The sequence below is a fragment of the Polyangiaceae bacterium genome, assembly GCA_020633205.1.
Classification (GTDB): domain Bacteria; phylum Myxococcota_A; class Polyangia; order Polyangiales; family Polyangiaceae; genus JAHBVY01.
On the sequence record JACKEB010000014.1, the window covers coordinates 375951 to 398901 of the forward strand.

Sequence of the window (22951 nt, forward strand, 5' to 3'; positions counted from 1 at the left end):
CTCAAACTGACCCCGCGGAGCCGAGCGGTGGGCCCCAGGCTCATTGCGTAGGATGACGCCATGGAAGCCGAGCCGTCCAACGCGATAGTGCGAGGTGGTCAGCTTCGTCGTGCGCTGGCGCTGACGTGTTTGATCATCGCGGGCGAGGCGGTGTTCGGCTTGCCGTTTCATTTGGCGCGCTTTTTTCGGCCGACCGTGCTTGCTGTACTGGGGCTCACCAACACCGAGCTTGGTGAGGCACAGGCAGTTTATGGCGTGCTGGCGATGCTGGCTTATTTCCCCGGGGGACCGCTCGCCGACCGCTTTTCGGCAAACAAGCTCTTGGCAGTCGCGCTCTGGATGACGGGGCTTGGCGGCTTCTACTTTGCGACGTTCCCGAGCTACCATGGCATGGCGTGGCTCTTCGGATACTGGGGGGTCACGACGATCTTGCTGTTCTGGGCGGCCCTGATCCGCGCCACGCGGGATTGGGGGGGAGAGGACAAGCAGGGCCGCGCCTACGGCATCCTCGACGGTGGCCGGGGCTTGTTTGCGGCGCTCCTCGCCAGCGCGGCGGCGCTGCTCTTTCAGCTGGTGTTCCCCGCGGATGAAGCCAGCGTCACTCCGGAACAGCGCGCAGCGGCGCTGCGCAGCGTGATCTACGTCTACACGTTGGTGACGCTCCTGGCGGGCGTACTTGCCTGGCTGTTTGCGCCGCGTTCGGAGCGGGCGGCGCAAACGCCTGGGAATGGTGCGAGCCTAGAGCTGATCCGCGAGGTAATACGTCTGCCTCAGGTGTGGCTCCAGGCGCTGATCGTCGTGGCGGCGTACGTCGCCTACAAGGGCTTCGACAACTACTCGCTGTACGCTCACGAGGTGCACGGCATGAGTGAGGTAGAGGTCAGCCGCTTCACCGCGTCCATGCAGTGGGTACGCCCAGTGGCAGCGATTGGCGCTGGATTCCTTGCGGATAGGCTGCGTGGGGCGCGAGTAATTCTCGGGTGCTTCGTGCTCTTGCTCGCCACGGATCTGTACTTCGCGCTGGCGGTGCCTGGCCTGCGCTGGATCCTGTATGGCAACGTGCTCGTGACTTGCACCGCGATGTTCGGCTTGCGAGGTGTGTACTTTGCGGTGTTTGCCGAAGCCAAGGTGCCGTGGCGGGCCACAGGTACCGCGGTGGGGGTGGTGTCGGTGATCGGTTACACGCCAGATATCTTCGTTGCGTGGGTCGCTGGCGTGCTGCTGGACGGCGCTCCTGGCCTTGCGGGGCATCAACACTTCTTTTGGTTTCTCGCCGCTTTTTCGCTGCTTGGTGTGCTCGCGACGCTCGCCTTCATGCGGCTTGGTAAGGATCGAGTGGCGTAGCTCGCGCAGTGGTACCATCGCAGGCGCATGAGCGGTCGCGTCGTCGAGATGGTGTGGACGTGCTCGAGTTGCCGACGGGAAAATCTCGGTAGGCACCTCAGCTGTCAGACGTGCGGCAGCCCCAAGGAAGAACACGAGGAGTATCGGATGCCGGGAACGCCGGCTCAGCTCCCGAGTGTCACCGACCCTCGACTGCTTCAGATCGCTCATGGCGGCGCAAACTGGCGCTGTCGCTACTGTGGGAGCAATCAGCGCGCCGCGGACGGCGACTGCGCGAACTGTGGCGGGGATCGCGCGCGTCATCAGCAGGCAGCCCAGGCTGCGGCGAGTCATGGGCGCCCCCAGAAGCGTGGGAAGAGCGCACTCAGGCGGATCTTGATCGCCGGCGTGCTACTCGGGTTGTTCTGTTTGCCCATCTTCCTGGTTTTCCAGCTGGATAATTGCCATCGCTCCGACTACTCGACTCACGGCGCCGCTTTCGCTGAAGCTTTTCACACCGAGTACGGCACCATCGCCAGCGCTAGCTGGAGCCAGGCCGTGTACGTCGAGCGCTGGAAGGTCGTCGAGCGGGAAGGCTTTGAAGATGCAAAGCCGAAGTCTGCGACGGATGTGCGAGCTTTGGGGAAGCGCCAGCACCACGTCGACAAGGTCGCCGATGGCTTCGACACACAGACGTACACCGAAGAGGAGCCAAACGGCTTTCGTACGGAAACGTACACCGAGCAGGAGCAATGCGGGCAAAGTTGCACCCCACGGCCGAAGAGCTGCCGCGAAGTGTGCACCCCTCAGGGCAACGGCTTCGCCAAGTGCGACCAGGTTTGCACTGGCGGTGGCGAGACGTGCAGCCCCAAGTACTGCATGGTGACCAAGACCAAGCAGGTGCCTCAGACTCACCTGGTGACGAAGACTCGCCAGGTCCCCAGGTTCAAAGACGTCCCGGTCATGGCTGCGTATTTCAAATGGAAACAGTGGGCGTGGGAGCCAGAGCGCACCATCGAAGAGAAGGGCAGTGACTTTGCGCCCAAGTGGCCGAGCGCCGAACAGATCAAGCTGGGTGAAGGCCTGGCCAAGGACGAGAAGGAGCGCAAGTCCGAGCGCGCTTCCTACAGTGTGCTTTACCGCACGGCAACGGGTAAGGAGTACACTTATCGGCCTGGCGACCTGGCGGAGTACAGGCGCTGCGAGGGCACGTATCTGACGCTCAAGGTGGGGCGATACTCTTCGCCCGAGGCAATGGGCGTCCCTATTTCCGGCGCGCCACCCGCGGCGAGCAGTCCAAACGCGCAGTAGCGGGGGGCGATCGCCCACGGCTTGCGGCGAATTCCGGCTTGGCTTTGCGCTGGCTCGAGATTCGCATTAAGCGTTCCTCGATGACTTTGCGTTGGACCCCCGTGTTTGCTCTCTCGTTCGTCTGCGTTGGCGCGGCCTACGGCTGCAACTCCAAGCCGGCTCAGGACCCCGACGCGGCTCAGCCGCTGCCCACGACGGAGGTTACGGCCCCCACGCCGAGCGCGGCGCCCAGCGCCACGGAAGAGCCCGTGCCGAGCGCCGAGCCGAGCAGCAACCCTCCCGAAGACGCCGGTCCACCTGGGGAGGAGTTCACCCAGTGTCCGCCTCGCAAGCCTGACGCCGGCCCCGTGATGTGCACCAAGGAGTACATGCCTGTGTGCGGTCTCGTCGACACGGGTGTGCGGTGCATCACCACACCCTGTCCTTCGGCGACGAAGAAGACATTCGGCAACAAATGCGAAGCCTGCGGAGCCCAAAAGGTGATTGGTTACACCAAGGGCGCTTGTGAAGAAGCCGCAAAGACCAAGTAAGATATTCCCCGCGGCAATGTGATGGCTCGCGGCCTCGGGGCCGCTAGAGTCACTAGCTGGCGGGGGTCAAACGGAGCGCAGCGGGCTTGGCAATCGCAGCACACGCGCCCCGCGTGGCGGGGGATCGAACGGTGGCAGCGCCAGCACCAGCCGCTCGATGCCTGAGAGCAAATCGCGCAGTGCGCTCTCGGTGTGGAGCTCGGACCAGTTCGCATCGACTGCGAGGCCGATCCAGTAAATCCCGCTGATTCGGCGGCCGAGGAGCGCGCCACCGTGCTCCAGCGCGAGTTGAAAGCGCTCAGCGCGAGCAGGCTGCTTTCCAACAAGCTCTATCAGCGCTGCCGCGCTCAACGCGCGCTCTGCGTTGTCACCGTCGATTTCCCCGCGGGTGCGCTCGACCCGAGTGGTCAGTTCACGCAGGCGCTGACGGCTCGAGATGTTGGCTTGCTTGAATGCATCGCCGAGTCTCGCTCCAAGCTCTTCGTCGTCCAGGGGCAGGAGTTCGACCAGCGACAGCGAGAGCTCCTCACAGGCGCGGGACGTCTCCAGTGCGTCGAGCAACAGATCGCGATCGTAGCCGCCGCCAAGGCCGCTCTGGGACCATATCATGGGCGACTGCTGATCGACGACGAGCGCGACCGCCGCGCCGCTGCGACTCCGCAGGCTATCCAGCACTTGCTCGAGACGACGGTCCGGTGGGGCATGGCGCTGCATCGTCTCCTCTGGCTCCACGCCTGACAGTGTCTCCGCGAACGTGTTGAGGAGCGCAACCAAGCGCTCCTGCAGCTCCAGGGGTTCAGCGGGAGGCTGATCGAAGACGACGACTACGCGCTCGGCGTTCCCCAGGTTTACCCAGATCAAATGCGGGTCGTCCGGATCGAGCCCGCCAATCTCCAGGCGCGCGTCAGCGGCGCCCAGCTGGGCGCACACGACCTCCAACAAACGCAGCACGGCGCGCGACATGAGCTGAGTCTAGCCCTTCGCGCGCCGCTTTCGAAACCCCGCGTCAGCTGCTGCGGCGGCGGCGCAGGATCACAGCGCCGAGGCCTAGCAAACCCGCCAGGGCTCCGTTTGGCACGCCGTCGCTCGGGGAGCCGGGAACGCTGCAGCTGCAGCTGTCGTCGTCGGGGACCTTGAAACGGGGAGCTGGTTCGACGCCGCCGTCGCCGACGAAGCCGCCCGCACCGCCAAAGCTAGCTCCAGCGCTGCCGCCATTCCCTGCGGAACCACCTGTCGCCGCGCCTGCAGAGCCGCCGGTCGCTGCGCCTGCAGAGCCACCCGCTCCGCCACTCGTGGCGCCTGCGGTGCCTCCGGTTCCGCCGGTTGTCGCGCCGCCAGAGCCTCCGGTGGTTCCGCCGGTTCCGCCGGTTGTCGCCGTGCCTCCGGTTCCGCCAGTTGTCGCGCCGCCAGAGCCTCCGGTGGTTCCTCCGGATCCGCCGGTTGTCGCCGTGCCTCCGGTTCCGCCAATCCCTGCGGAACCACCGGTGTTGGTCCCGCCGGATCCGCCGGTCGCTGTAGTGCCTCCGGTTCCGCCTGTGCTGACGGTTCCTCCCGATCCGCCGGTCGCCGTAGTTCCGCCGGTGCTGACGGTCCCGCCGGTTCCACCGGTTGCCGTGGTTCCTCCGGTTCCACCGGTGCTGACGGTTCCGCCCGTCCCGCCGCTGGTGCTCGTTCCGCCGTTGCCTCCGGTGGTTCCCCCGGTTCCGCCAGTTGTCGCCGTGCCTCCGGTTCCGCCCGTGCTGACGGTTCCTCCGGATCCGCCGGTCGCGCTTGTCCCGCCCGTCGCGCCGGTCCCAATGGTTCCGCCGGTTCCGGTGGTGGCTCCGGTACCGCCGGTGCTGATCACGCCGCCGCTCCCACCCGTGGTGCTGGTCCCGCCGTTTCCGGTGCTGCTGCCACCCGTTCCGATCACGCCGCCGCTTCCGCCGGTTCCTGTGCTGCTGCCGCCAACGCCGATCACACCTCCGGTCGCGCCGGTGCCCACGGTGCCGCCGGTGCTCGTCGCCGCCCCGGTTCCGCCGGTCGCTCCGGTTCCACCGGTCGCTCCGGTTCCGCCCGTCGCTCCGGTTCCGCCGGTTCCGCCGCTGCCGCTGGTTCCGCCACTACCGCCTGCGCCAGCCGCGCCCGCGTCTGAGACGGGGCAAGGGTTGGCTTGGCGGAGTGTGACCGTACTGGTGTCGACCAGGGTGAATGCGTCGTTGCAGGCGATGTTGGTTTGATCCGTCGTGGCCCCGGTGTCCTCGAGCAAGGAAACGCTGAGCGTCGTCTGGGGGTCGCACGCTCTGCTGCCCTCCCACCACACGTCGAGGAGAGCAGCGCCATTCGTGTCGAGGAACTTCAGACCATCCGGAGCTCCATTCTGCAGCAGGTCGTCGTTGTTCCCGCTATTCGCCCGGAATGCATCGCACATCGACTTGTCCGTTGCGATGCCATTCGTGGCGCAGATCACGAAGTAGTCGTCGTTGGGGATCGTAGTGGTCGATACATCGACGTCCCAGACCGTTCCGCAGTTGCTGCCGTTGACATGACGTACAATACCCAGGCCGCACTCCCCGAAAGTCGTCGCCGTTGATCCGGAATCGCGGATGACGTGGAGTTCGACGAAGTTGGCGGTATCTGCACCTGTGTCGTCGTAGTTGACCTTCGTCAATTCCACACGGCAAGTACTGCCGCTGCCCACGCCGATCACCTCCTGCGTGGCGCTACCAACCGACTCGCCGGGCGGGGTGGGGTCGCTACTACACGCGGTGAAACCAAGAATGGTGACTGGGAGCACACTCGCGAGCGCAGTCGCTCGAGCACGGATCTTGAGCATAGCCATAAGAGTCGCCGAGTTTAGCGGTCGTGGTCAACGGCGCACGGAGACGCGAGCAGAATGGCGTTCGTATGTCGACGTGATGGAGTGTAGGTGTTTCCAACTGAGGTCTGGCCGTGCCTTTGGCTACTGTCTTTGGCTGCATGATCCGTCTTATGGCTGACGGCTTTGCTGCGATTCGCGCTTGTTCAGGGATTTCCAGGAGCGCGGCTTGGCGCTCGCCGGATGTGGCGAAGTTGCTCTTCGGTTGGGGGGCCGGATACGTGCGGAACCGCTGATTCCTTTCCTAGCGTTTCGATCTTAATCTTTGGACTCGCTGCTGGTTTGGGCCGGCGCTCTGTTGTTTGTTCGCGCCTCCCGGGCGCGAAGTGGCGTGTGGTTTCAGAAGGCGCTTTCGCCGGGCAGGGCCCGATCAGTCGCCTACCCTGCGCGCAACGACGGCTGGTTCTGGGGGGCGAGATGGCGCTTTCCTTGTGGCGCGTTTGGTTCGGGGGCAACTCTGGGCGTCGGAGCTCAGCGAGTCAGCCCGGGGACTCGGACTTTCCTGCGTGATCTCGTGCAGATCCGACTCGCTACTTGTCGTTTCTCCCTCTCCCCCCCATCCTGAGTCGAGCGCCGTAAGCTGAGGCTGTGCGCTGCGTTGGGGATGGAAATGCAGAAACTAGACGCTTGCGCTGAGTGCGGTGGTTTTAGTCCAGAGGGTGCGGCGTGCCCCCACTGTGGAGCGGCGCCGTCGCGGTTGCCGCCCGCGGTTTCGCGGCTGGGGTCGCGCCTGCTCCAGGTCGCGATTGGAAGCAGCCTCGCTATGACTCTGATGGCTTGTTACGGCGCGCCTCACGCCTATATGCAAGAGCCCGCGGACCCGACGTCCGATCTAGATGGTGACGGTTTTCCCGCTCGGGAAGACTGCGATGACCACTCCGCCAGTATTCATCCGGGTGCCGCCGACGAGGTTGGTGATGGCATCGACTCGGACTGCGACGGCACCGATCGGCCAAAGCCCAAGGAGTTTGCTGAGCCCCCGTCCGAGGACAAGCCGCCGTTAGAGGTGGCCACGCCGCCAGCGGAGTGAACTCGCAAGGGTCAGTTCGTTCGCTGCGGCCGACGCGTGATCTGAACCAAGCCCTCAGCAGTTGGTTCTGGGGGTGAGGGTGCATCGAAGGGCTCCGTCACCAGCTCGAACGCACCGTTGTCGAACGGCAGCCCCGTTGCCGGACCGGTCGGCACTAGACGCTCTCTCAGCCCGCGTTTGGCAAGCGTTTTCGCGCGGAAGTGGCAGTAGGGATTGTTGCCTGGTCTTCCGAGGATGGAGTGTGCGGTGAATGAGCAACCGCCCAGGCACGTCGCAGCGAACACGCACTCTCGGCAGAACCCCCACAAGGCGTCGACGCCTCGCTCGCGAGTGAAGGCCAGTTCCGGTGCGTCGTCCCAGATCTCGCGGAGCTTTTGCTGCTTGAGGCTGCCGCCCACATAGTGAGACGTCTGCAGCGAGGGGCAGCCTTTCACCGCCCCATCGGACTCGATTCCAAGCACGAAGCGCCCGGCCTGACAGCCCGCCCAATGGTCCTTGCCGCCCAGGGTGGGTGAGCGCAGTAGCGCTTCTTCCTGCCCGAAGTACCCCAGGTTGTTGCCCGGTAGCAGCGTAATGCCTCGCTCGAAGCCGAGGCGCTTGAGGTCGGCGATGCGCGGCAGCAGGTCGATCAGCTGCCACGGCTGTAAGATCAGGTCCGTGCGATCTGCCGCGCGGCCAAGCGGCGCGGTCAGCTGGAGTTGCCAGGCGACGATCCCCAGGGACGAAAGGTGCTCGAAGAGCGCCTCGAGGTCGGCGTGGTTCAAGCGGTTGATGTTGGTGTTCGCCGTGATGCGGATGCCAGCGCCTTTGCAGGCGATCAGAGCGCGCGTCGCCAGGTCGAAGCTGCCCTTGAGGTTTCGCATGCGGTCGTGGGTCTCACGCAAGCCGTCGACGCTGACGCTCACTTGCAAGAGCCCGGCTTCTTGCATCCGTGCGGCAAGGTCCGCATCGACACCGCGACCTCCGGTGGTCAGTGTTGGATGGATTCCCGCCCTAGCCAACGCTTCGACGATCTCCAGAAAACCTGAGTGAAGATAAGCTTCGCCTCCAATCAGCACCACCTCACGCGCGCCCATATCGGCCAGCTCTGCGACCACTTCGAGCGCCTGTTCCGTCGTTAGCTCGTCGGGTCGAGGGGCGCTTGCTCGGGACCCACAGTGAGTGCATGCGTGGTCGCAGCGCAGGGTCAGCTCCCACACGACATAGGCCGGAAAGAAGTCCTTGGAGAGCACGTTCAGGCGCCGACGACTCATGGCTCGCTGAGTATGGGGCATCCGCCGGCGAACTTACACCGGGGCTCGCTTTGAGGCCTTGGGGGACGCCTTCGGAATACCTTTCCGTTGCTATTGATTGGGAGTGCACAGCGCGCGAAACGCGCAGAAAACAAGCCAAATGACGAATTGTCATTTATCCGGAGGGAAATGAAAACAATGCGCCAGATTGACAAGCAGAGCACGTTGCGGAGTGGGATGATGTTGGCAGTTGGGGTCACCGCGTTGGTGTCGACGGCTCCCGCCTGGGCGACCCCCGCGGATAGCGGGGGCAGCGACGGAGCATCTGGGCCGTTGCGGCAAGTCGCTGACCACACGCTCTTGCTCGACATCGATGAAGTTGCCAAGGCGGAGCTCGCACGCGACTCGGACGAAGGTCCCTACAGCGACCGAGGAGTGAAGTTCGGGTCCGGAGTGACGTTGGGGGCCAACGCGGTGCTGCTTCGCGGACTGACGCTGGGTGGGTTGGTCAACCTGGCAAAGTCGCGTGAGGGCGATGGGGATCGTTCCGAGCTGGGAGGTGCGTTCCGCGCCGGCTACCTGATTGCTTTGGGTGGCCCCTTCACGCTCTGGCCGAACGCGAGCGTTGGCTACTCCAGGGCAACCAGTCCCTACCACATCGACGGCGACGAGTTTCGAGCGCCTGAGGACGGAGAGCAGACCACACACTCTTGGCAAGCTGCCGGCGAGGCGCGTCTCCTCGCGGAAGTAACTAGCCACGTTGGGTTGACCGCAGGCGTCAAGTACACGCACGTCCTTGCCGCTGGCATCGCCTTCAACGAAGGTGACGTCCGCAACTGGTATCCGGGCAAACAAGCGATCTCTGGAGATCTCGGCCTCGCCGCGTGGTTCTAGTGACTACGGAGACCGGACGCTACTCCCCCACGCCGCCTTCGGTGTAGCAATACTCCGAGCAGCCATCACCGTTCACGCGCGCGCCGTCGTCGCATTGCTCGTAGGACTGCTGGATACCGTCACCACACGTGGGGGTGAACTCGACCCAGATGCGTGTGTCCGCTGCCTGGGTCGAGTCGACGCCGCTGATCGCGACGATCTGAGAGCCGAGCACCTCGAAGGTCGAAGTGCCGGTGTCGTTCGGAGCGAAACAGGCGTGCTCCGTGCTGCCCTCACAGTCGAGCTGGGCTATCGCGAGGCTGTTCTGGTTGGACCAGCGCACGGTTGCCTTGCTCGGTTCGTTGGGGTGCACAGCGAACATGAAGGTTGGACCTGAAGCGTTTCCGCACGAAAGCGGGTCGAAGTCGGCGCCGAAGCCGTCGCTCAACGGCCTCGGCGTTCGTGTCAGCTCGGGATGGTCCGTGTCGCACGCGTAGTCGTTTGGCGCGCCGTAACAGGCCATGAGCGTCATGCTGGAGACGGCGCTCAAAGCCACCATCGCGAGCCGGGCCCTGCGGGAAACACGGCGTTCGCAGTGGGGGCACGCCGTCGCCCCGGACGGCAGGAAACCAGCGCAGTGCTCGCAGCTCGTCAGCATGAAGGCCAGCATAGCGACAAGCGTGCCCAGACGAGGGGGAACAGCGGATCTAGCGCAATTTCTCCTGGTTTGGGCGTTGGCGCAGGAGGGGGCAGCTCCCAGATCATGACAACGCTGTCACTGTCACTAGCGACTGCGGGTTACGCCGCCATTAGAGTGCCCCGGTGCCCGAGCTGTATCAGAGCCCGCTCTTCTACCAGCGCTTGTTCGGGCAACGAGTGCACGATGTGGCGTTCTACCGCTGGCTCGCGCAGGGCCAGGTCAAGGTGCTCGAGTTGGGCGCGGGTAGCGGCCGCATCAGCTTGCCGTTGCTGGAAGACGGAGTGCACGTCCGCGCCGTGGAGCGGGCTCCCGAGATGTTACGGCTGCTGGAGGAGCAAGCCGTGGATTTGGGGGTGAGGGAGCGCCTGACGTCGCTGTGCGTCGACTTCCGGGACTTTGAGCTGGGTGAACGACTGAGTCTTGCGATTTGTCCTTTCAACGCGCTCGCTCACTTACACACAGAAGAGGACCTGCGGAGGACGTTGGGGCACGTCGAGCGGCACCTGGAGCCCCGTGGGGCGCTGGTGTGCGATGTACTTCGCCGTGAAGCGCATCACGACGCGCAAACGACGCACCTCACCCCCTACTTCGAACACCCTGAGAGCGGCGTCCCTTGCCGTGTACTGGAAACTCTCGAGTTCAACGCGGAAACAAACCGCCTCAGGATTCAACTCACGCTCACTGCGATGCGTGGCCCCGAGCACGTGGAAGAACACACCCTGGATTTGCGCTTCTGGAGCGCCGATGAGCTCGCAGCTGCAGGGGACGCTTCAGGGCTCGAGCTCACCAACCACGGGAACCTGGGAGATAGTGACCTGTGGGTGTTGCGGAAGCCATGATGTGAGGGGAACGCTATGTTAGGCTGCGCAGCGATGTGGGGTCGCTATTCCAAGGCTTTCTGTCGGGGGTTGATCGGGTTGTGTTTCGCGGGTGTGGTCGTGCTGCCACTTCTGGCGTGCAAGGCCACATCGAACTCTGGAGGCACTGCGGCTACTCCGCCGATGGGGGCTACGGGCAAGCACTCCGGCTCATACACCATTAGTGCCGCACGGAACCCCGGGGGCGGTGAGTACACCGGGGAAGTCGCGATCACGCAGAACGGGCAGATCTACCTGCTCAATTGGACGCTGGGTTCCAGCGCAGTGAAGCAGGTCGGCGTCGCGATCGAAGATGGCACGACGCTGGCCGTTGGGCTCTCCGACGCAGAGCCCTATGGCGTCGTTGTGTACCACGTCAATGGTGGCCAGCTGGACGGCACCTGGGGCTTACCCAGCATGTCGAAGCTCGGTGCCGAGAGCCTGAAGGGACCGCCAGGTCTGAACGGCAACTACCAGATCATCAAAGGTCAGAATCCCGATGGCTCCATCTACAAGGGGACCGTGGATATTACTCCGCGCGGAAAACTCTACGATGTGAGGTGGAACATCCCCGGCAATAGCTACTCTGGGGTCGGTTTGCTCTCAGGTAACGTGTTCGCCGTTGGCTGGGGTACGGCGAAGAACGTCGGTGTGGTGCTGTACGTGGAGTCTGGCGGGAAGCTGGTCGGCCAGTGGGGCCAACCGGGTGGCACCGACTTGGGCGCCGAGACGTTGACCAAGCGCTAAGCGGTTCCTCCGCGTTTCATTGGTCGGCCAGGTGCAAATACGGCGAAGCCCGCAGTGTTTTCACACAGCGGGCTTCGATGCTGCCGGTCGTTGCGCTCAGAAGCGGAAGGCGTCGGCGCCGGCGTAGATCGCCGAATCGTCGAGCTCATCGCAGATGCGCAGCAGCTGGTTGTACTTCGCGATGCGGTCGGAACGGCTGAGACTGCCGGTCTTGATCTGACCTGCGTTCGTGGCGACCGCGAGATCCGCGATGAACGAATCTTCCGTCTCGCCGGAGCGGTGGGAGATCACCGAGGTGTACCCCGCGTGAGACGCCATGCGGATGGTGTCGAGCGTTTCCGTGAGGCTCCCGATCTGGTTCAGCTTGATCAGAATCGAGTTGGCGATGCCCTTCTGGATGCCGTCCTTCAAGCGCTTCGGGTTGGTGACGAAGAGATCATCGCCGACGAGCTGCAGCTTCTTTCCGAGCTTCTCCGTCAGGGCCTTCCAGCCGTCCCAGTCGTTCTGGTCGAGGCCATCCTCGATGCTCACGATCGGGTACTTGCTCGCGAGGTCTGCGTAGATGTCGATCATCTCCGCGGAGGTCTTCTCCCCGCCGCCGAAAGCGTACTTGCCGTTCTTGTAGAACTCGCTCGAGGCGACATCGAGGGCGATCGCCACGTCCTTGCCCGGCTTGTAGCCCGCTGCCTCGATGGCCTGCAGGATGCGCTCCAGCGCTTGGGTGTTGTTCTCCAGGCGAGGTGCGAAGCCGCCTTCATCGCCAACGGCGGTGGTGAGTCCGTCCTTGGAGAGGTTCTTCTTTAGCGCGTGGAAAATCTCGGCGCCGGCGCGGAGCGCCTTGGGGAAGCTGGCCGCACCCAGAGGAACTACCATGAACTCTTGGATCTCGAGGCCGTTGTCGGCGTGGGCGCCGCCGTTGATGATGTTCATCATCGGGGTCGGCAGCACCCGGGCTTGAACTCCGCCGAGGTAGTGCCAGAGCGGTAAGCCGAGGGTGTCCGCGGCTGCGCGCGCCGTTGCCATCGAAACCGCGAGGATCGCGTTAGCGCCGAGCTTGCCTTTGTTCGGCGTGCCGTCGAGCTCGAGCAACGTCTCGTCGACTCCGGTCTGGTCGAGAGCGCTCATGCCCTCGAGAGCCGGGCCAAGCACCTTGTTGACGTTCTTGACTGCCTGCTTCACGCCCTTACCGAGGTAGCGACCCTTGTCGTCGTCCCTCAGCTCGACCGCCTCGTGCTCGCCCGTGGAGGCACCGCTCGGCACCGCAGCGCGGCCGAAACCGCTCATGGTCTGGACTTCGGCTTCCACCGTGGGGTTGCCACGGGAGTCGAGGATTTCTCGTGCTGATACGTCGATGATCTCCGGCATGGGGCGGCGGATAACACAGATGTCAGGCGCGCTGAACTCTCCATCGGGTCACGCGCGGAAAGGTCACCCAAAGCCGAGAAAGAAGCGCCATGAGACTCCTCGGCTTGCCCACGGCCCGCACCGCGCGCCACTATTTGTCATCGGTCGTGCGGACGACTGCTTGGAGGGCTTGTGGCGATGGCTTGGACGATGCGGACAGGGACGGTCGTGTGCTTGGCAGCGGCGTGGCTCGCGGTGGGCTGCGGGAACGACGATGAAAAGCCGAAATCATCGGCGTTCGGCGGAAGCGACCAAGGCGGAAGCGCTGGCAATGGCGGCGCTTCAGGGAGTGGCGCTCAGGGCGGTAGTAGCGGGTCCTCCGCCAGCGGCGGCTCTGGCAACAGCGGTGGAAGTTCCGGTGGAAGCGCGGGGTCAGCCGGCACCAGCACCGGCGGCACTGGCGCTGCGAGTGGGGCTGGCGGCGGCGGGGGCGCGAGCGACGCGAGCACGGAGTTCACGCCTCAAGACGAGTGCCTGCTCTGCGAGCAGCTCGACTGCGCTGACAAGATGAAGGCGTGCGACGACAACACGGAGTGTTCGGCCATGGTTGCCTGCGTCGAGCAGGGCTGTGAGTACTCGGCGTCTGGGGTCGGCTGCATCAAGATTTGTATCGAAGCCACCTGCACATCGTCCACATCGGTCCAGCTCTACATGGATACGCTGAGCTGTCGCTTCTGCAACCAGGCTTGTCAGACGCAGTGCGCAGGTTTGTGCTCGAACCTCAACCTCAACGCTTCAAGCTATACTTGCAACGGTTGATAGTTACCTTGCGGAAACCTATTCCGAGGGAACGCAGCTCAGCTGCAGGTTCCATGCGCTGACGGTGGGAGCGGACTGCCCGTCGCCGCTCGGATCCAGGAGCATGCGGAGGCGAACGAACGGCACTCCGTTCGCCAGCCCAAGCCGGGTGAGGTTGCTCGCAACGCTTAGCGAACCATTCTCGGTACCAAGGGCGAAGGAGGCCACCGCAGGTGTGCCTGGGGTCCCACTGGTGCCGCTGTCACCCGTGAACTCGAGCGGCGCAAAGCTGGCGGAGTCCAGCTCTGTTTGACTGGCGCCAGTTGCGATCTGGAAGCGTACCCGTGAGTCGCTTGGTGTAGCGCTGGCCCACGACCAGAGTCCCCACACCGGCTTCAAACCGGAGTCCACGCCGCACGCCTGGACGGCGTCGTAAGTGCGATCAAACGTTGATGGACTGTACCCCGGGGAACCGGCGAGCGTCTGAGATTGGCAGCCGAACACTAGCTCAACGCCCGCGCTAGCATCGCCTTCAGCCTGGTCGCAGGTTGCTGGGCACAGCACGACCTCGGTTGGCGCGGCTGGATCGTCGAAGTACCAGCCACCGTTGGCATCGCAGCTGCTCGCTCCCGTCACGCGTGTGATGACTCGGTCCGACTGACCGCTCGAGTGAAACACGACGTTCACCTGTGCTGGATCGACGACGCCGCTGCTTGGCGCCGGGATCTGGAAGCTGCAGCTGAAGCCCGTCGCGCGGATGTTGTTGAGGGCCGTGATGAAGCCAGCAACGTCGCTGTTGTTCACGACGTACGCGTGTGTGGTGCCACCGGCCGCGGCCCACGCGTTCATGTTGCTAATCCCCGCGGAACTGCCAACGCCGATCACGAAGGTGTTGATCGCTTCAGCACCGCTCAGACCTGCGGTGATCGCTGACGTCACGCTCGAGACGTCGGAGGAGCAGCCGTTCGGCTCGCCATCCGTCGCCAACACGAGGGCCGTGCGGCGTCCGCTGCTTTGCTGGTGGGCTCGCGCATGGTCCACGGCGCCCCGCACGGCGGGGAGCGTCGGAGTATTCCAGCCGTAGGGTCCTGTGTTGGCAATCGAGAGCGCCAAGGCGCTCGCGTTGGCAGGGAGCGGCGCGATGTTGACCGATGGTGCGGCGTAGTTGGCGCGGGTACAGGCGGTTTCCGTGTCGTCATAGGGGAAGTACTCGATGCCGACGCCGACGCCATCGGAGCTCGTGTCCTGGACAAAGGTCGTCAGCGCCGTACTTACGGCGTCCCAGCGCCCGTAGTCGTCCATCGAACAGGAGCGGTCGAGCATCACATACAGATCGATTGGAGCCAGCTCAGCCTCGGCGGACTCGTTGGCACAGCTATCGAGGTTTGGGTCCTGTACCAGGCAGTGGCAGCCGACCAGGTCTACGCAGCCTTGGTCCCAGGTGCCGCTGCAACAGCTGGGGCGCGCGGCGCAGATGTCTTCGATGCAGCTTCCAAGTGCCGGATAGCTGTTCGGCGTTGGGTCCACCACCTCGAGCGTTACATCGTCGATCGACCAGGAAGGCGCGAAGATCCCTTGGTCGGCTGCGTCTAACCTTGCCGCGTGGATTTCGAATTCGAAGCGGACCTGCTGTCCAACGAAAGCGCCCAGGTCGACGGTTACTTCTTGCCAGGTATCGATGTTGGCCGGGCTTGGTGCCGTATACACCGTGGCGATCGGATCCCCATGGGAGTTCAGAATGCGCACCCCATGAACGAATGGGTAGGTGCTCATCAGCTGATGGAAGAAACGCAGGCGCGCGTCGGTGTAGCCACTCAGGTCGAGCAGGGGGCCGCGGAAGTAGAACTGGTTGAGGGGCGCAAAGTCGAAGACGTTGATGCAGCTTCCGAGGCGTGCGCCGCCGATCGAGTTCGACGGTCCTGGAGTGTGGTCCGTGATTGGATCTTCTGCGCCGCCAAGTGTGGAACAGGCGGACGCCTGTGCCGCCCCGATATCCCAGCCGATGGAGCTCCAGTTGGACCAATCCTCGAGGGTGTCGCGGAAGAGCGGCACCCACGCGCTTGAGGCGCCGATGTCACAGCCGACGCTCAGCGCGCTGCCCGTGTTGCAGACACCGTGCCCACAGCTTCCGAACTGCTGACAGACATCTGGGTTGGGCGCTGAGCAAGCTGCGCGCGGGTTGGTGATGCCGTCACTACCAATCACGCTCCCGCCGTCTCCGGGGTCAAGCCCTTCGGAGTCGTCGTCGAACTGCATGCAGTAAGGATCACACGGGTTACCCACGCAATTGTCAGGCGTCCCCAAGCCTAGGGTGTGGGAGCTTTGCGCCTCCGGTGGTGGCAGCGTGTTGTTGATGATGCACTCGCCCCACTGCCCGCCACTGCACAACGACTCTCCGTAGCCGCAGCTCTCGATGCCATTGATCACCACCGTGACTTTGCCACACGGAACTCGGGTGCCTTCCGCTTCAGCGTCGCACAAGCAGCCATCGCGACCCGTGGTCGTGCACTGCGGACAGTTCTCGAAGACGCTGGCATCCAGGTCGTTGCAGTCGGGGCCCGCGGCGCAACCGACTCCGTGCTGGTCGCCATCAACGTCTTGGCAGCCACTTCCGCTTCCACCCATACCAGTGGCGGATCCACTTGGGCGTCCGTCATCACCACACGCGGTCACGCCGCCAGTGGTCGCAAGGAAGCCCAGAGCCATGAGCAGGATGGGACGAACTGAAACCTTGGGAGTCATCGCGAGCCTCGAGGCGGTAGGTCGATCGGCGCTGCTGTGGTGACAGGTAGTTGTCACTAAACATACGTGATCGAATCTCAAGCGTCTTGAGGCTAGTATGGGGACGGGGTGCTCGCTCCCCAAGTATGCAACATTTCACGGGAATAGGCCGGGCGCCCGATGTGGTTGTGAGTCGCACCACTCGACCAGGCGTTCCCTCCTCCAGGCGCGAACGTCAAAAACGCAAAGGGCCTGACCGTTGCTCTCAAGCTTTGGTCAGGCCCCAGCGTCTGGGTTTCGGCAGACTATTCGGACGGAACGCAGCTGACTTGCTGATTCCAAGCCTGGACTGAAGGCGCGCTACCTCCGTCCGTCGATGGATGCAGGTTCATGCGGATGCGAACGAACGGGCTCTGTTGGGGCACGCCCGCGGCGACCAGCGCTTCGGTGAGATTGGCCGAGCCGCTCTGGGTGTTGGTTGGCGTGCTGCGCGCGATGGCCTGCGTGCCCGCCAAGCCCGACGGGCCCGGTGGGTTCGTGAACCTGACAGGATAGAACGTCGCGCTATTGAGGCCCGCCGCGGTGCTGGCTGCGGCCACCTGAAATTCCACACGGGAATCAGAGGGTGTGGTCGCCGACCATGACCAGAGGCCCCACACCGGCTTGGTTCCCGCTCCGCAGAAGGTCGCGTCGTAGTCCCGATCGAAGTAGCCCGACGAGTACCCAGGGTTGCCCGGGGCTTGCTGCGAGAGACAGCCGAACACCACCTCGATCTGGGCGTATGGGTCTGCCGAGACAGTGCTACACGTCGTGGGGCAGAGCGTGACCTTCGTTGGGTTGGTGTTGTTGTCGAAGTACCAACCGCCGTTGGCGCCGCAGGCCGCAGCATTGGTTACCTTCAGGATCGCCGAGGTACCACTGCCGTTGCCCTTCGTGTAGACGACGTTGACCTGCGCAGGGTCGATGGTGCCAGACGTTGGGGTTGGGATGTCGAAGGTGCAGCTCACCCCCTGATTCCGAATCGCTGTCAGCGCGTCGATGAAGCCTTGCGCGTCGTTCGCCGCAACGACGATTGCCTGGGTGGTACCGCCCGCGTTCGCCCAGTTGTTCATGTTGGTGACACCTGCGCCGGTCCCAACGCCGATCACGAAGGTGTTGATTTTCGAAGAGCCATTGAACCCGTTGGCGATCGACGTCTGCACGTTGCTCACTGTCGAGCTGCAGTCGTTGGGCAGACCGTCGGTTGCAAGCACCACCACCGTCTTGCGGCCGGTGTTGCTCTGGTTCGTGATCGCGCGGCTGATCGCGCCATCGATGGCGGGTTTCGTCGGCGTGTTACCGCCTACGCCGGTGCCGGAGATCGAGCTCGTCAGCGAGGCAGCGTTACCTGGCAGCAGCCCGATGTTGACGTTCGGGTTCGCGTAGTTGCTGCTGCTGCAGTAGGAGCTACTGCCGTTTCCGAAGTACTCGATGCCCATGCCGATGCCGCTCGAGTAGGAGTCATTGATGAACGTGGTCAGCGCGCCGGTGACCGTGTTCCAAGGTGTGCCGTTCATCGAGCACGAGCGGTCGAGCATCACGTAGAGGTCGACCGGAGCGAGCTGCGCCTGCGCCGAGTCGTTTGCGCAGGATGACAGGCTAGGGTCGCTGACCGTGCAGTAGCAGCCAGCGAGGTCCGCGCACAGCGAGTCCCAGTTGCCACTGCAGCACGAGGGCCGGTCGTTGCAGATGGACTGAATGCAGTTGCCGAGGTTTGCGGTGCTGACCTGGGTGGGGTTGTAGCCACGCACCCTGATGTCATCCAGCGACCAACCAGGGCTCTCCTCGAACCAGTAGCTGTAGTCGGTGCTGTGCGTGAAGGTGCGGAAGGCCAGGCGGATCGCCTGTCCGGCGTACGCGCTTAGGTCGACAGTCACCTTCTCCCAGTTGGAGCTGTTGTAGCTCGACGCGGGAGCGTAAACACGGCCCAGGTAGTTGAGCCCCGGGTCGCTGTACACGAGCACGTCACCGTCCACGGGCCAGTCGTGATGCAAGTGCTGCCAGAAGGTCAGATCGGCCGCGTTGTGCGGCGTCAGATCGATGGGCGGGCTCAGCAGGTAGGGGTCGCCGTAGTACCAGATCTCCCACCCGTACACGCAGCCGCCGATGTTCAAACCAGCGACGCCGTTGTTGCCACCCGAGCTGTGATCCGTGCCAGGATCGTTCCCCACGGAACCGCAACCGCTCGAAGAGGCTGAGCCAATCTCCCATGGCGAGTCCCAGAGCCAACCCTGGTTATTGTTGGCGAAGTGCTCGATGAACACATCCTCCCAGCCGACCACGCTGTTCGTGTTATCGCATCCGACAGGTAGCGCCGCGCCGGTGGTGCAGACCGAGTGTGAGCAAGTACCGAACACCTGGCAGACGTCGGCGGGAGGAGCTGGACACGCCGCGCCGGGCACGGTGACTCCGCCGGGGCCGGTGATGACTCCGCCAGGCCCGGGGTCGACACCGTTCGCGTCGTCGTTGAACTCCTTGCAGTAAGGATCGCAGACGTTCCCCACGCAGCTCTGGGCGCTGCCCAGGTTCATCGCGCCGGCGCTCGGCTTCTGGACGAGGCTCGTGTTGTTGATCACGCACTCGCCCCACGTGCCGTCGCTGCACACCGACTCGCCGAAGCCGCACGCGACCTGATCGTTGATCACCGCCTCGACTTTGCCGCACGCAGCGCGCTCGCCGTCTGAATCCGCGGGGCAAGGGCACCCCTCGCGCCCGGGCATGTCGCAGTAGTAACACTCGTTCGTGCTGTTCGGGTCGCTGTCGTTGCAGTCACGCCCCGACAAGCAACCGTCGCCGAACCCGTCGCCGTCCGCGTCGTCGCAGGTCGCTCCGCCGCCCGAACCGCCATCGCCAACAGTACCCAGCGGGTCCTCGCCGGAGCAACCAGCAGGAGCGACCAGAACCGCCGATGCACCGATTGCCATCAGACCAAGCGGCATCACGAGGCGCTGGATCCTGGATGCCCAAGCTGTTCGGCCAGAGGCCGTCTCCGATGTATGCGGCAGTTCGCTCATGGTTCTCTCTCAGGGCAGGCGATGGATCGCGAAGTTGGTCTGCGAGCCAGATACACGCATGGCCAGGTTCCAGCCGGAGCCAAACACAGGACCCGCGAGGTTCGCGAAGGTCGAGGTTTGGCCGTTGATGGTGAAGGTCTTGTCGCCCTCGGCCTTGGGAATCGTTGCGACGACGAATGCTTGGATCGTGGTGCAGCCGGCGTCTGTGGCGACTCCATCCACCATCCCGACCTTCGTCAGCATGATGAACTGTTCACCCACGTCGTCGACCACGCGGATGGTGCCGCTGGATTGCTGCGCACCCCCATCAAAGAAGAACGTAGTTCCTCCAACATTGGCTGGCACACCGCTCGGTGTTGCGGCGCCAGCGAAGTAGATTTCGTTGAACACCGGGTTCAGGCCGATCGCGTGGACCCAAAACTGGGGCGAGTTGCCACTGTTCCACTTCAACACCAGCGCGAGTCCCGTGCCGTCCTTTGGCACCAGGTCGGCCATCGCCGTCGCGAGCTGAGTGGGTGTTGGATTCGGGAACTCGGTGACGTTCAGAGCCCAGGCGCGATCCACCTGACAGGCGGTTGTCTCCCCGGTGCCGCCCGCGCCGCCCGAAGCCACGCCCCCACCAACTCCACCGTCGCCGTTGTTGCCGCTTGAGCCGCCGAAGCCGCCCACGTCACCACCCGCGCCGCCATTGCCTGAACCGGCGGTCCCACCATCGGCGCCACTCCCCGCGGAACCGCCGTTTGCGCTCGAGCCGCCGGAACCGCCGTTCGCACTGGAACCGCCGTTTGCGCTGGAGCCGCCGGTCGCGCCAGCGCTACCCCCGTTCGCACCCCCGATGCCGTTCCCGGCACTGCCACCTAGGGCGCCGGAGCCGCTTGAGCCGCCGTTCGCGCTTGAGCCGCCGTTCGTCGTCCCAGCGCTTCCACCGAAGTTCGCAGGCGCGCGCTGGGGATCATCGGTGCCGCCACACGCGGCCAAGACGAGCCCGCTGGAGAGCAACACCAAGCCGCCTGCATTGCGCAGTGCGGCATAATCCCAAGACGCCATCAAAGTCTTCATAAGCACGAGCCGTGCCCGGCCTACGCAGAGACTTCAATCCCAATTCGCAAGGGTAATTGCCCGTGTTTTGGCGTGCTGAGGGAGGTGGCACAACTGGCAGCTATGAAAACTCTTCAGGGCGCTGACAAATCTACGGACGCGAGGTCGAAGGACATGAGTGGGTGAGTTCGCTCCGTGTTCTTTTCAGGCTGTCGCTACCTACATCACGCTACAGCGGCCACTCTCGGCGCTATTCGCTTGGCTTCGCGCTGAACCAGAGCTCGATGCGGCGATCGTCTTCGCTCTCAATCAACTCACCGATGCGTGACTCCTGACCGTCGGGGGAGAGCACGCGCTTGTCATCATTCTCCTCCCCAAGCATCGCTTGGATGTGCACCCGTTGGAGCTCACCACAGTCCCCACCGTGCTCTGCACGGGTGCTGACGTGGCTCAGCTCGACGTGAATCAGGCGCCGTCCCGAGTCGATGAGATCGACGCTGACGTCCTCCTGGGGGTTCGTGCTCCAGAAGCTCTCGCCCGCGTGATGCATCGGCACCCATTGCTCCACCGGTGCGGTCGAGCCCACGACCTCGAGACTCCAATCGCAGCCCGGGCTCACCTTGTCGCGTAGCTCGAGCAGGTCATCGCGGTCGGTGAACAGCGGCTGTAGGGCGTTGAACACGCCGGGCGCTGCGGAAAGCTCGATCTTGCCGGAGCGCCAGGAGCGGGCGTCTTCGCAGGTCATTTCCTTGCGGTTTTTTGCTGTGACGGGGTCGGTCAAGCCTGGTGCCCCGGTGCCGCTCGAGTCGAGATCTGCGCCTCCTACACTCGGATCACTTCCACCGCACGCAACACACAAACCAACCAAGACGACGGACCAACGCATTGCCTGCTCGGTTTGCACTAGCCGTGCCGCTTGCTTCTAGTTCCCACAGGGGGACGCGAGGCGTACCTCACCCCCAAATCCCGCACCCGAGTTTCTCGCGCAGAAAATCGGCTTTCTTGCGGAGCTGGAACACCCAAAGCGATGTCTCCCTGCGCGCGCGTGGACAATTTCGCGCCCAGATCGGCCAGCCACGAACAATTTTGGTCACCCCTTGGCGCGCAAGTGCACCTTGAAACGTAAGACGGTGTCAGGGGCGCGTGCCATGGGGACTACATGCGCCCACGCCGACGTTGTAGGAGCACTCATGGCTTTGTTTGGAATCCAGCTGCGTACCGCGCCTCACTCAACGGTGCGAGCGCTTCGAGTCTTGGGTTTGGGGGTGAGCCTCATGGCTCTACACGGCTGCGGCGCTGCTACCCCTGAGCCAGAACCGCGCGGAAATGGCTACGATACGGCGGGCGAAGGGACTCCGGCGAACTCACAGGTTGCGGCGTCACCTGAAGCCACCCAGCCCGTTGAACCACGCGGCGCCAACGCACCAGGAGACGTCGTTCGTCCAGCGACCGGAGAGCAACAAGTCGCGGCGAGCGGGCGCAGCTACGGGCAGCTGACGGAGTCGTTCGTCGGCAGCAAGCAGCTGTGGGAGGTCGTGCAACCGACCGCGCATTTCGCTGTTCCCCAGGACTACAAGCGCTGGACGGTGCGCCGGAGCATCCAAGTTGGGCAGAGCCATCTCTCTTCCGCAGGGATATTCCCTGACGAGAAGCACGCTTATGTGGTTGGCGGCGGGGAGGGGGCGATCCGCGTCTACGATTTGACCACCGGCGCCCTGGTGTCTAAGGCGGCGACCCCTGGTTTCAAGCCCTGGGGCCGTGATGTCTTTGGGCTCTGGCCCGATGCGCAGAGCCCGCTCGGCGCTTGGGTGATTTTCGCCGGAGACCACTCGCTGCAACTACTGGATCCGAAGAGCGGAGAGGTGAAGCGGGAGATCGCCCAGAGCTTCGCCTGGGACCTGCGCTGGACCCGCAACCACGAAGTCCTCGGGGCGACCTATGCGCGTATCCCCGCGCAAACGTCAGCGCTCAGCTTCTTCGATGCCAAGGGTTCGCTGCTCTTGACCCTGGAGGGCAAGGAACGCATCGAGGACTGGGCGCTCTCCGCCGATGGAAAGCTGATGGCGGTGACCTACTACCCGTCGAACTCAGTTGAGTTGATTGACCTCGAGGCGGGCGCAGTGCGTTTCACCGCGGGAACGCCTCAGTACACGAATAGCCTGGATTTTTCTCCGGATGATCGACTCCTCGCCGTGGCGGGAGAGCACACCGTCGTGATGAACACGACAGACGGTGGCGACCGGAAGTACTTTCGAGGACAGCAGAACAACGCTCACCAGGTACGCTTCTCTCCCAGCGGAGACGCGCTCGTGGTCTCCGCCTACGACGGGCGCGCCCGAGTGCTGAAGCCCGGGGACGGCGAACAGCTCACCTTGGTCAAGGAGCTGCGCCACGGTGGGACGGCAAACGTCTACGTCGTGGACTTCAATCAGGACGGCACGCGCCTGCTGACGAGCTCGGGCGACCGCACCATCAAGCTTTGGGGAGAGGCGCCGCGGGGCCTGCGCCAGTAGCTCTTGATGAGTGAGGGTTGGCGT

General features: G+C 64.0%; 18 protein-coding genes. 9 read left to right on the forward strand and 9 right to left on the reverse strand.

The window, feature by feature from the left end:
• Positions 1 to 60 precede the first annotated feature (60 nt).
• The 3 genes from H6718_21725 (at position 61) to H6718_21735 (ending at position 3164) form a co-directional block, all read left to right on the forward strand.
• Positions 61 to 1344 (forward strand): MFS transporter, encoded by a 1284-nt coding sequence (locus H6718_21725; GenBank protein MCB9588041.1) that lies wholly within the window; start codon positions 61 to 63, stop codon positions 1342 to 1344.
• Between the two features lie 27 nt (positions 1345 to 1371).
• Positions 1372 to 2634 (forward strand): hypothetical protein, encoded by a 1263-nt coding sequence (locus tag H6718_21730; protein ID MCB9588042.1) that lies wholly within the window; start codon positions 1372 to 1374, stop codon positions 2632 to 2634.
• Between the two features lie 80 nt (positions 2635 to 2714).
• A complete protein-coding gene (locus H6718_21735; GenBank protein MCB9588043.1) occupies positions 2715 to 3164 on the forward strand; it encodes a hypothetical protein in 450 nt (149 codons plus the stop codon).
• A 66-nt stretch (positions 3165 to 3230) separates the two neighbouring features.
• Here H6718_21735 and H6718_21740 read toward each other — a convergent pair whose 3' ends face one another.
• Positions 3231 to 4127 (reverse strand): hypothetical protein, encoded by an 897-nt coding sequence (locus H6718_21740; GenBank protein ID MCB9588044.1) that lies wholly within the window; start codon positions 4125 to 4127, stop codon positions 3231 to 3233.
• A 43-nt stretch (positions 4128 to 4170) separates the two neighbouring features.
• Positions 4171 to 5979 carry an MYXO-CTERM sorting domain-containing protein gene (locus tag H6718_21745; GenBank protein MCB9588045.1) on the reverse strand — a complete coding sequence of 603 codons (1809 nt, stop codon included), beginning with the start codon at positions 5977 to 5979 and terminating at the stop codon, positions 4171 to 4173.
• 652 nt (positions 5980 to 6631) lie between these two features.
• On the opposite strand from H6718_21745, the gene H6718_21750 reads away from it, so the two are divergent.
• Positions 6632 to 7051: a putative metal-binding motif-containing protein gene (locus H6718_21750; GenBank protein MCB9588046.1), complete on the forward strand. Its 420-nt coding sequence runs from the start codon at positions 6632 to 6634 to the stop codon at positions 7049 to 7051.
• An 11-nt stretch (positions 7052 to 7062) separates the two neighbouring features.
• Here H6718_21750 and H6718_21755 read toward each other — a convergent pair whose 3' ends face one another.
• Entirely contained in the window at positions 7063 to 8304 is a 1242-nt protein-coding gene (locus H6718_21755; GenBank protein MCB9588047.1) for a radical SAM protein, read from the reverse strand.
• Between the two features lie 168 nt (positions 8305 to 8472).
• On the opposite strand from H6718_21755, the gene H6718_21760 reads away from it, so the two are divergent.
• Entirely contained in the window at positions 8473 to 9177 is a 705-nt protein-coding gene (locus H6718_21760; GenBank protein ID MCB9588048.1) for a hypothetical protein, read from the forward strand.
• A 19-nt stretch (positions 9178 to 9196) separates the two neighbouring features.
• Here H6718_21760 and H6718_21765 read toward each other — a convergent pair whose 3' ends face one another.
• Positions 9197 to 9826, reverse strand: coding sequence for a DUF4215 domain-containing protein (locus H6718_21765; protein ID MCB9588049.1), 630 nt, complete (start codon positions 9824 to 9826; stop codon positions 9197 to 9199).
• A 152-nt stretch (positions 9827 to 9978) separates the two neighbouring features.
• Between H6718_21765 and H6718_21770 the strand changes: the two genes are divergently transcribed.
• The gene (locus H6718_21770; protein MCB9588050.1) at positions 9979 to 10695 is read left to right on the forward strand and encodes a class I SAM-dependent methyltransferase; all 717 of its coding nucleotides are present in this window, start codon (positions 9979 to 9981) and stop codon (positions 10693 to 10695) included.
• A 33-nt stretch (positions 10696 to 10728) separates the two neighbouring features.
• The gene (locus H6718_21775; protein ID MCB9588051.1) at positions 10729 to 11460 is read left to right on the forward strand and encodes a hypothetical protein; all 732 of its coding nucleotides are present in this window, start codon (positions 10729 to 10731) and stop codon (positions 11458 to 11460) included.
• Between the two features lie 96 nt (positions 11461 to 11556).
• Here H6718_21775 and eno read toward each other — a convergent pair whose 3' ends face one another.
• A complete protein-coding gene (gene eno, locus H6718_21780) occupies positions 11557 to 12825 on the reverse strand; it encodes a phosphopyruvate hydratase (GenBank protein MCB9588052.1) in 1269 nt (422 codons plus the stop codon).
• A gap of 189 nt (positions 12826 to 13014) precedes the next feature.
• On the opposite strand from eno, the gene H6718_21785 reads away from it, so the two are divergent.
• On the forward strand, positions 13015 to 13623 hold the full coding sequence (locus tag H6718_21785) for a hypothetical protein (GenBank protein ID MCB9588053.1): 609 nt from the start codon (positions 13015 to 13017) through the stop codon (positions 13621 to 13623).
• Between the two features lie 18 nt (positions 13624 to 13641).
• Here H6718_21785 and H6718_21790 read toward each other — a convergent pair whose 3' ends face one another.
• From H6718_21790 to H6718_21805, 4 genes are all read right to left on the reverse strand, one after another.
• On the reverse strand, positions 13642 to 16344 hold the full coding sequence (locus H6718_21790; GenBank protein ID MCB9588054.1) for a VWA domain-containing protein: 2703 nt from the start codon (positions 16342 to 16344) through the stop codon (positions 13642 to 13644).
• A gap of 284 nt (positions 16345 to 16628) precedes the next feature.
• Complete coding sequence (locus tag H6718_21795; protein MCB9588055.1) at positions 16629 to 19376, reverse strand: VWA domain-containing protein; 2748 nt, start codon at positions 19374 to 19376, stop codon at positions 16629 to 16631.
• A 9-nt stretch (positions 19377 to 19385) separates the two neighbouring features.
• Positions 19386 to 20423, reverse strand: a complete 1038-nt coding sequence (locus H6718_21800) for a hypothetical protein (GenBank protein MCB9588056.1) — start codon at positions 20421 to 20423, stop codon at positions 19386 to 19388.
• A 241-nt stretch (positions 20424 to 20664) separates the two neighbouring features.
• Complete coding sequence (locus H6718_21805; protein MCB9588057.1) at positions 20665 to 21300, reverse strand: hypothetical protein; 636 nt, start codon at positions 21298 to 21300, stop codon at positions 20665 to 20667.
• A gap of 304 nt (positions 21301 to 21604) precedes the next feature.
• On the opposite strand from H6718_21805, the gene H6718_21810 reads away from it, so the two are divergent.
• Positions 21605 to 22927, forward strand: coding sequence for a hypothetical protein (locus H6718_21810; GenBank protein MCB9588058.1), 1323 nt, complete (start codon positions 21605 to 21607; stop codon positions 22925 to 22927).
• The last annotated feature ends 24 nt before the right edge of the window (positions 22928 to 22951 follow it).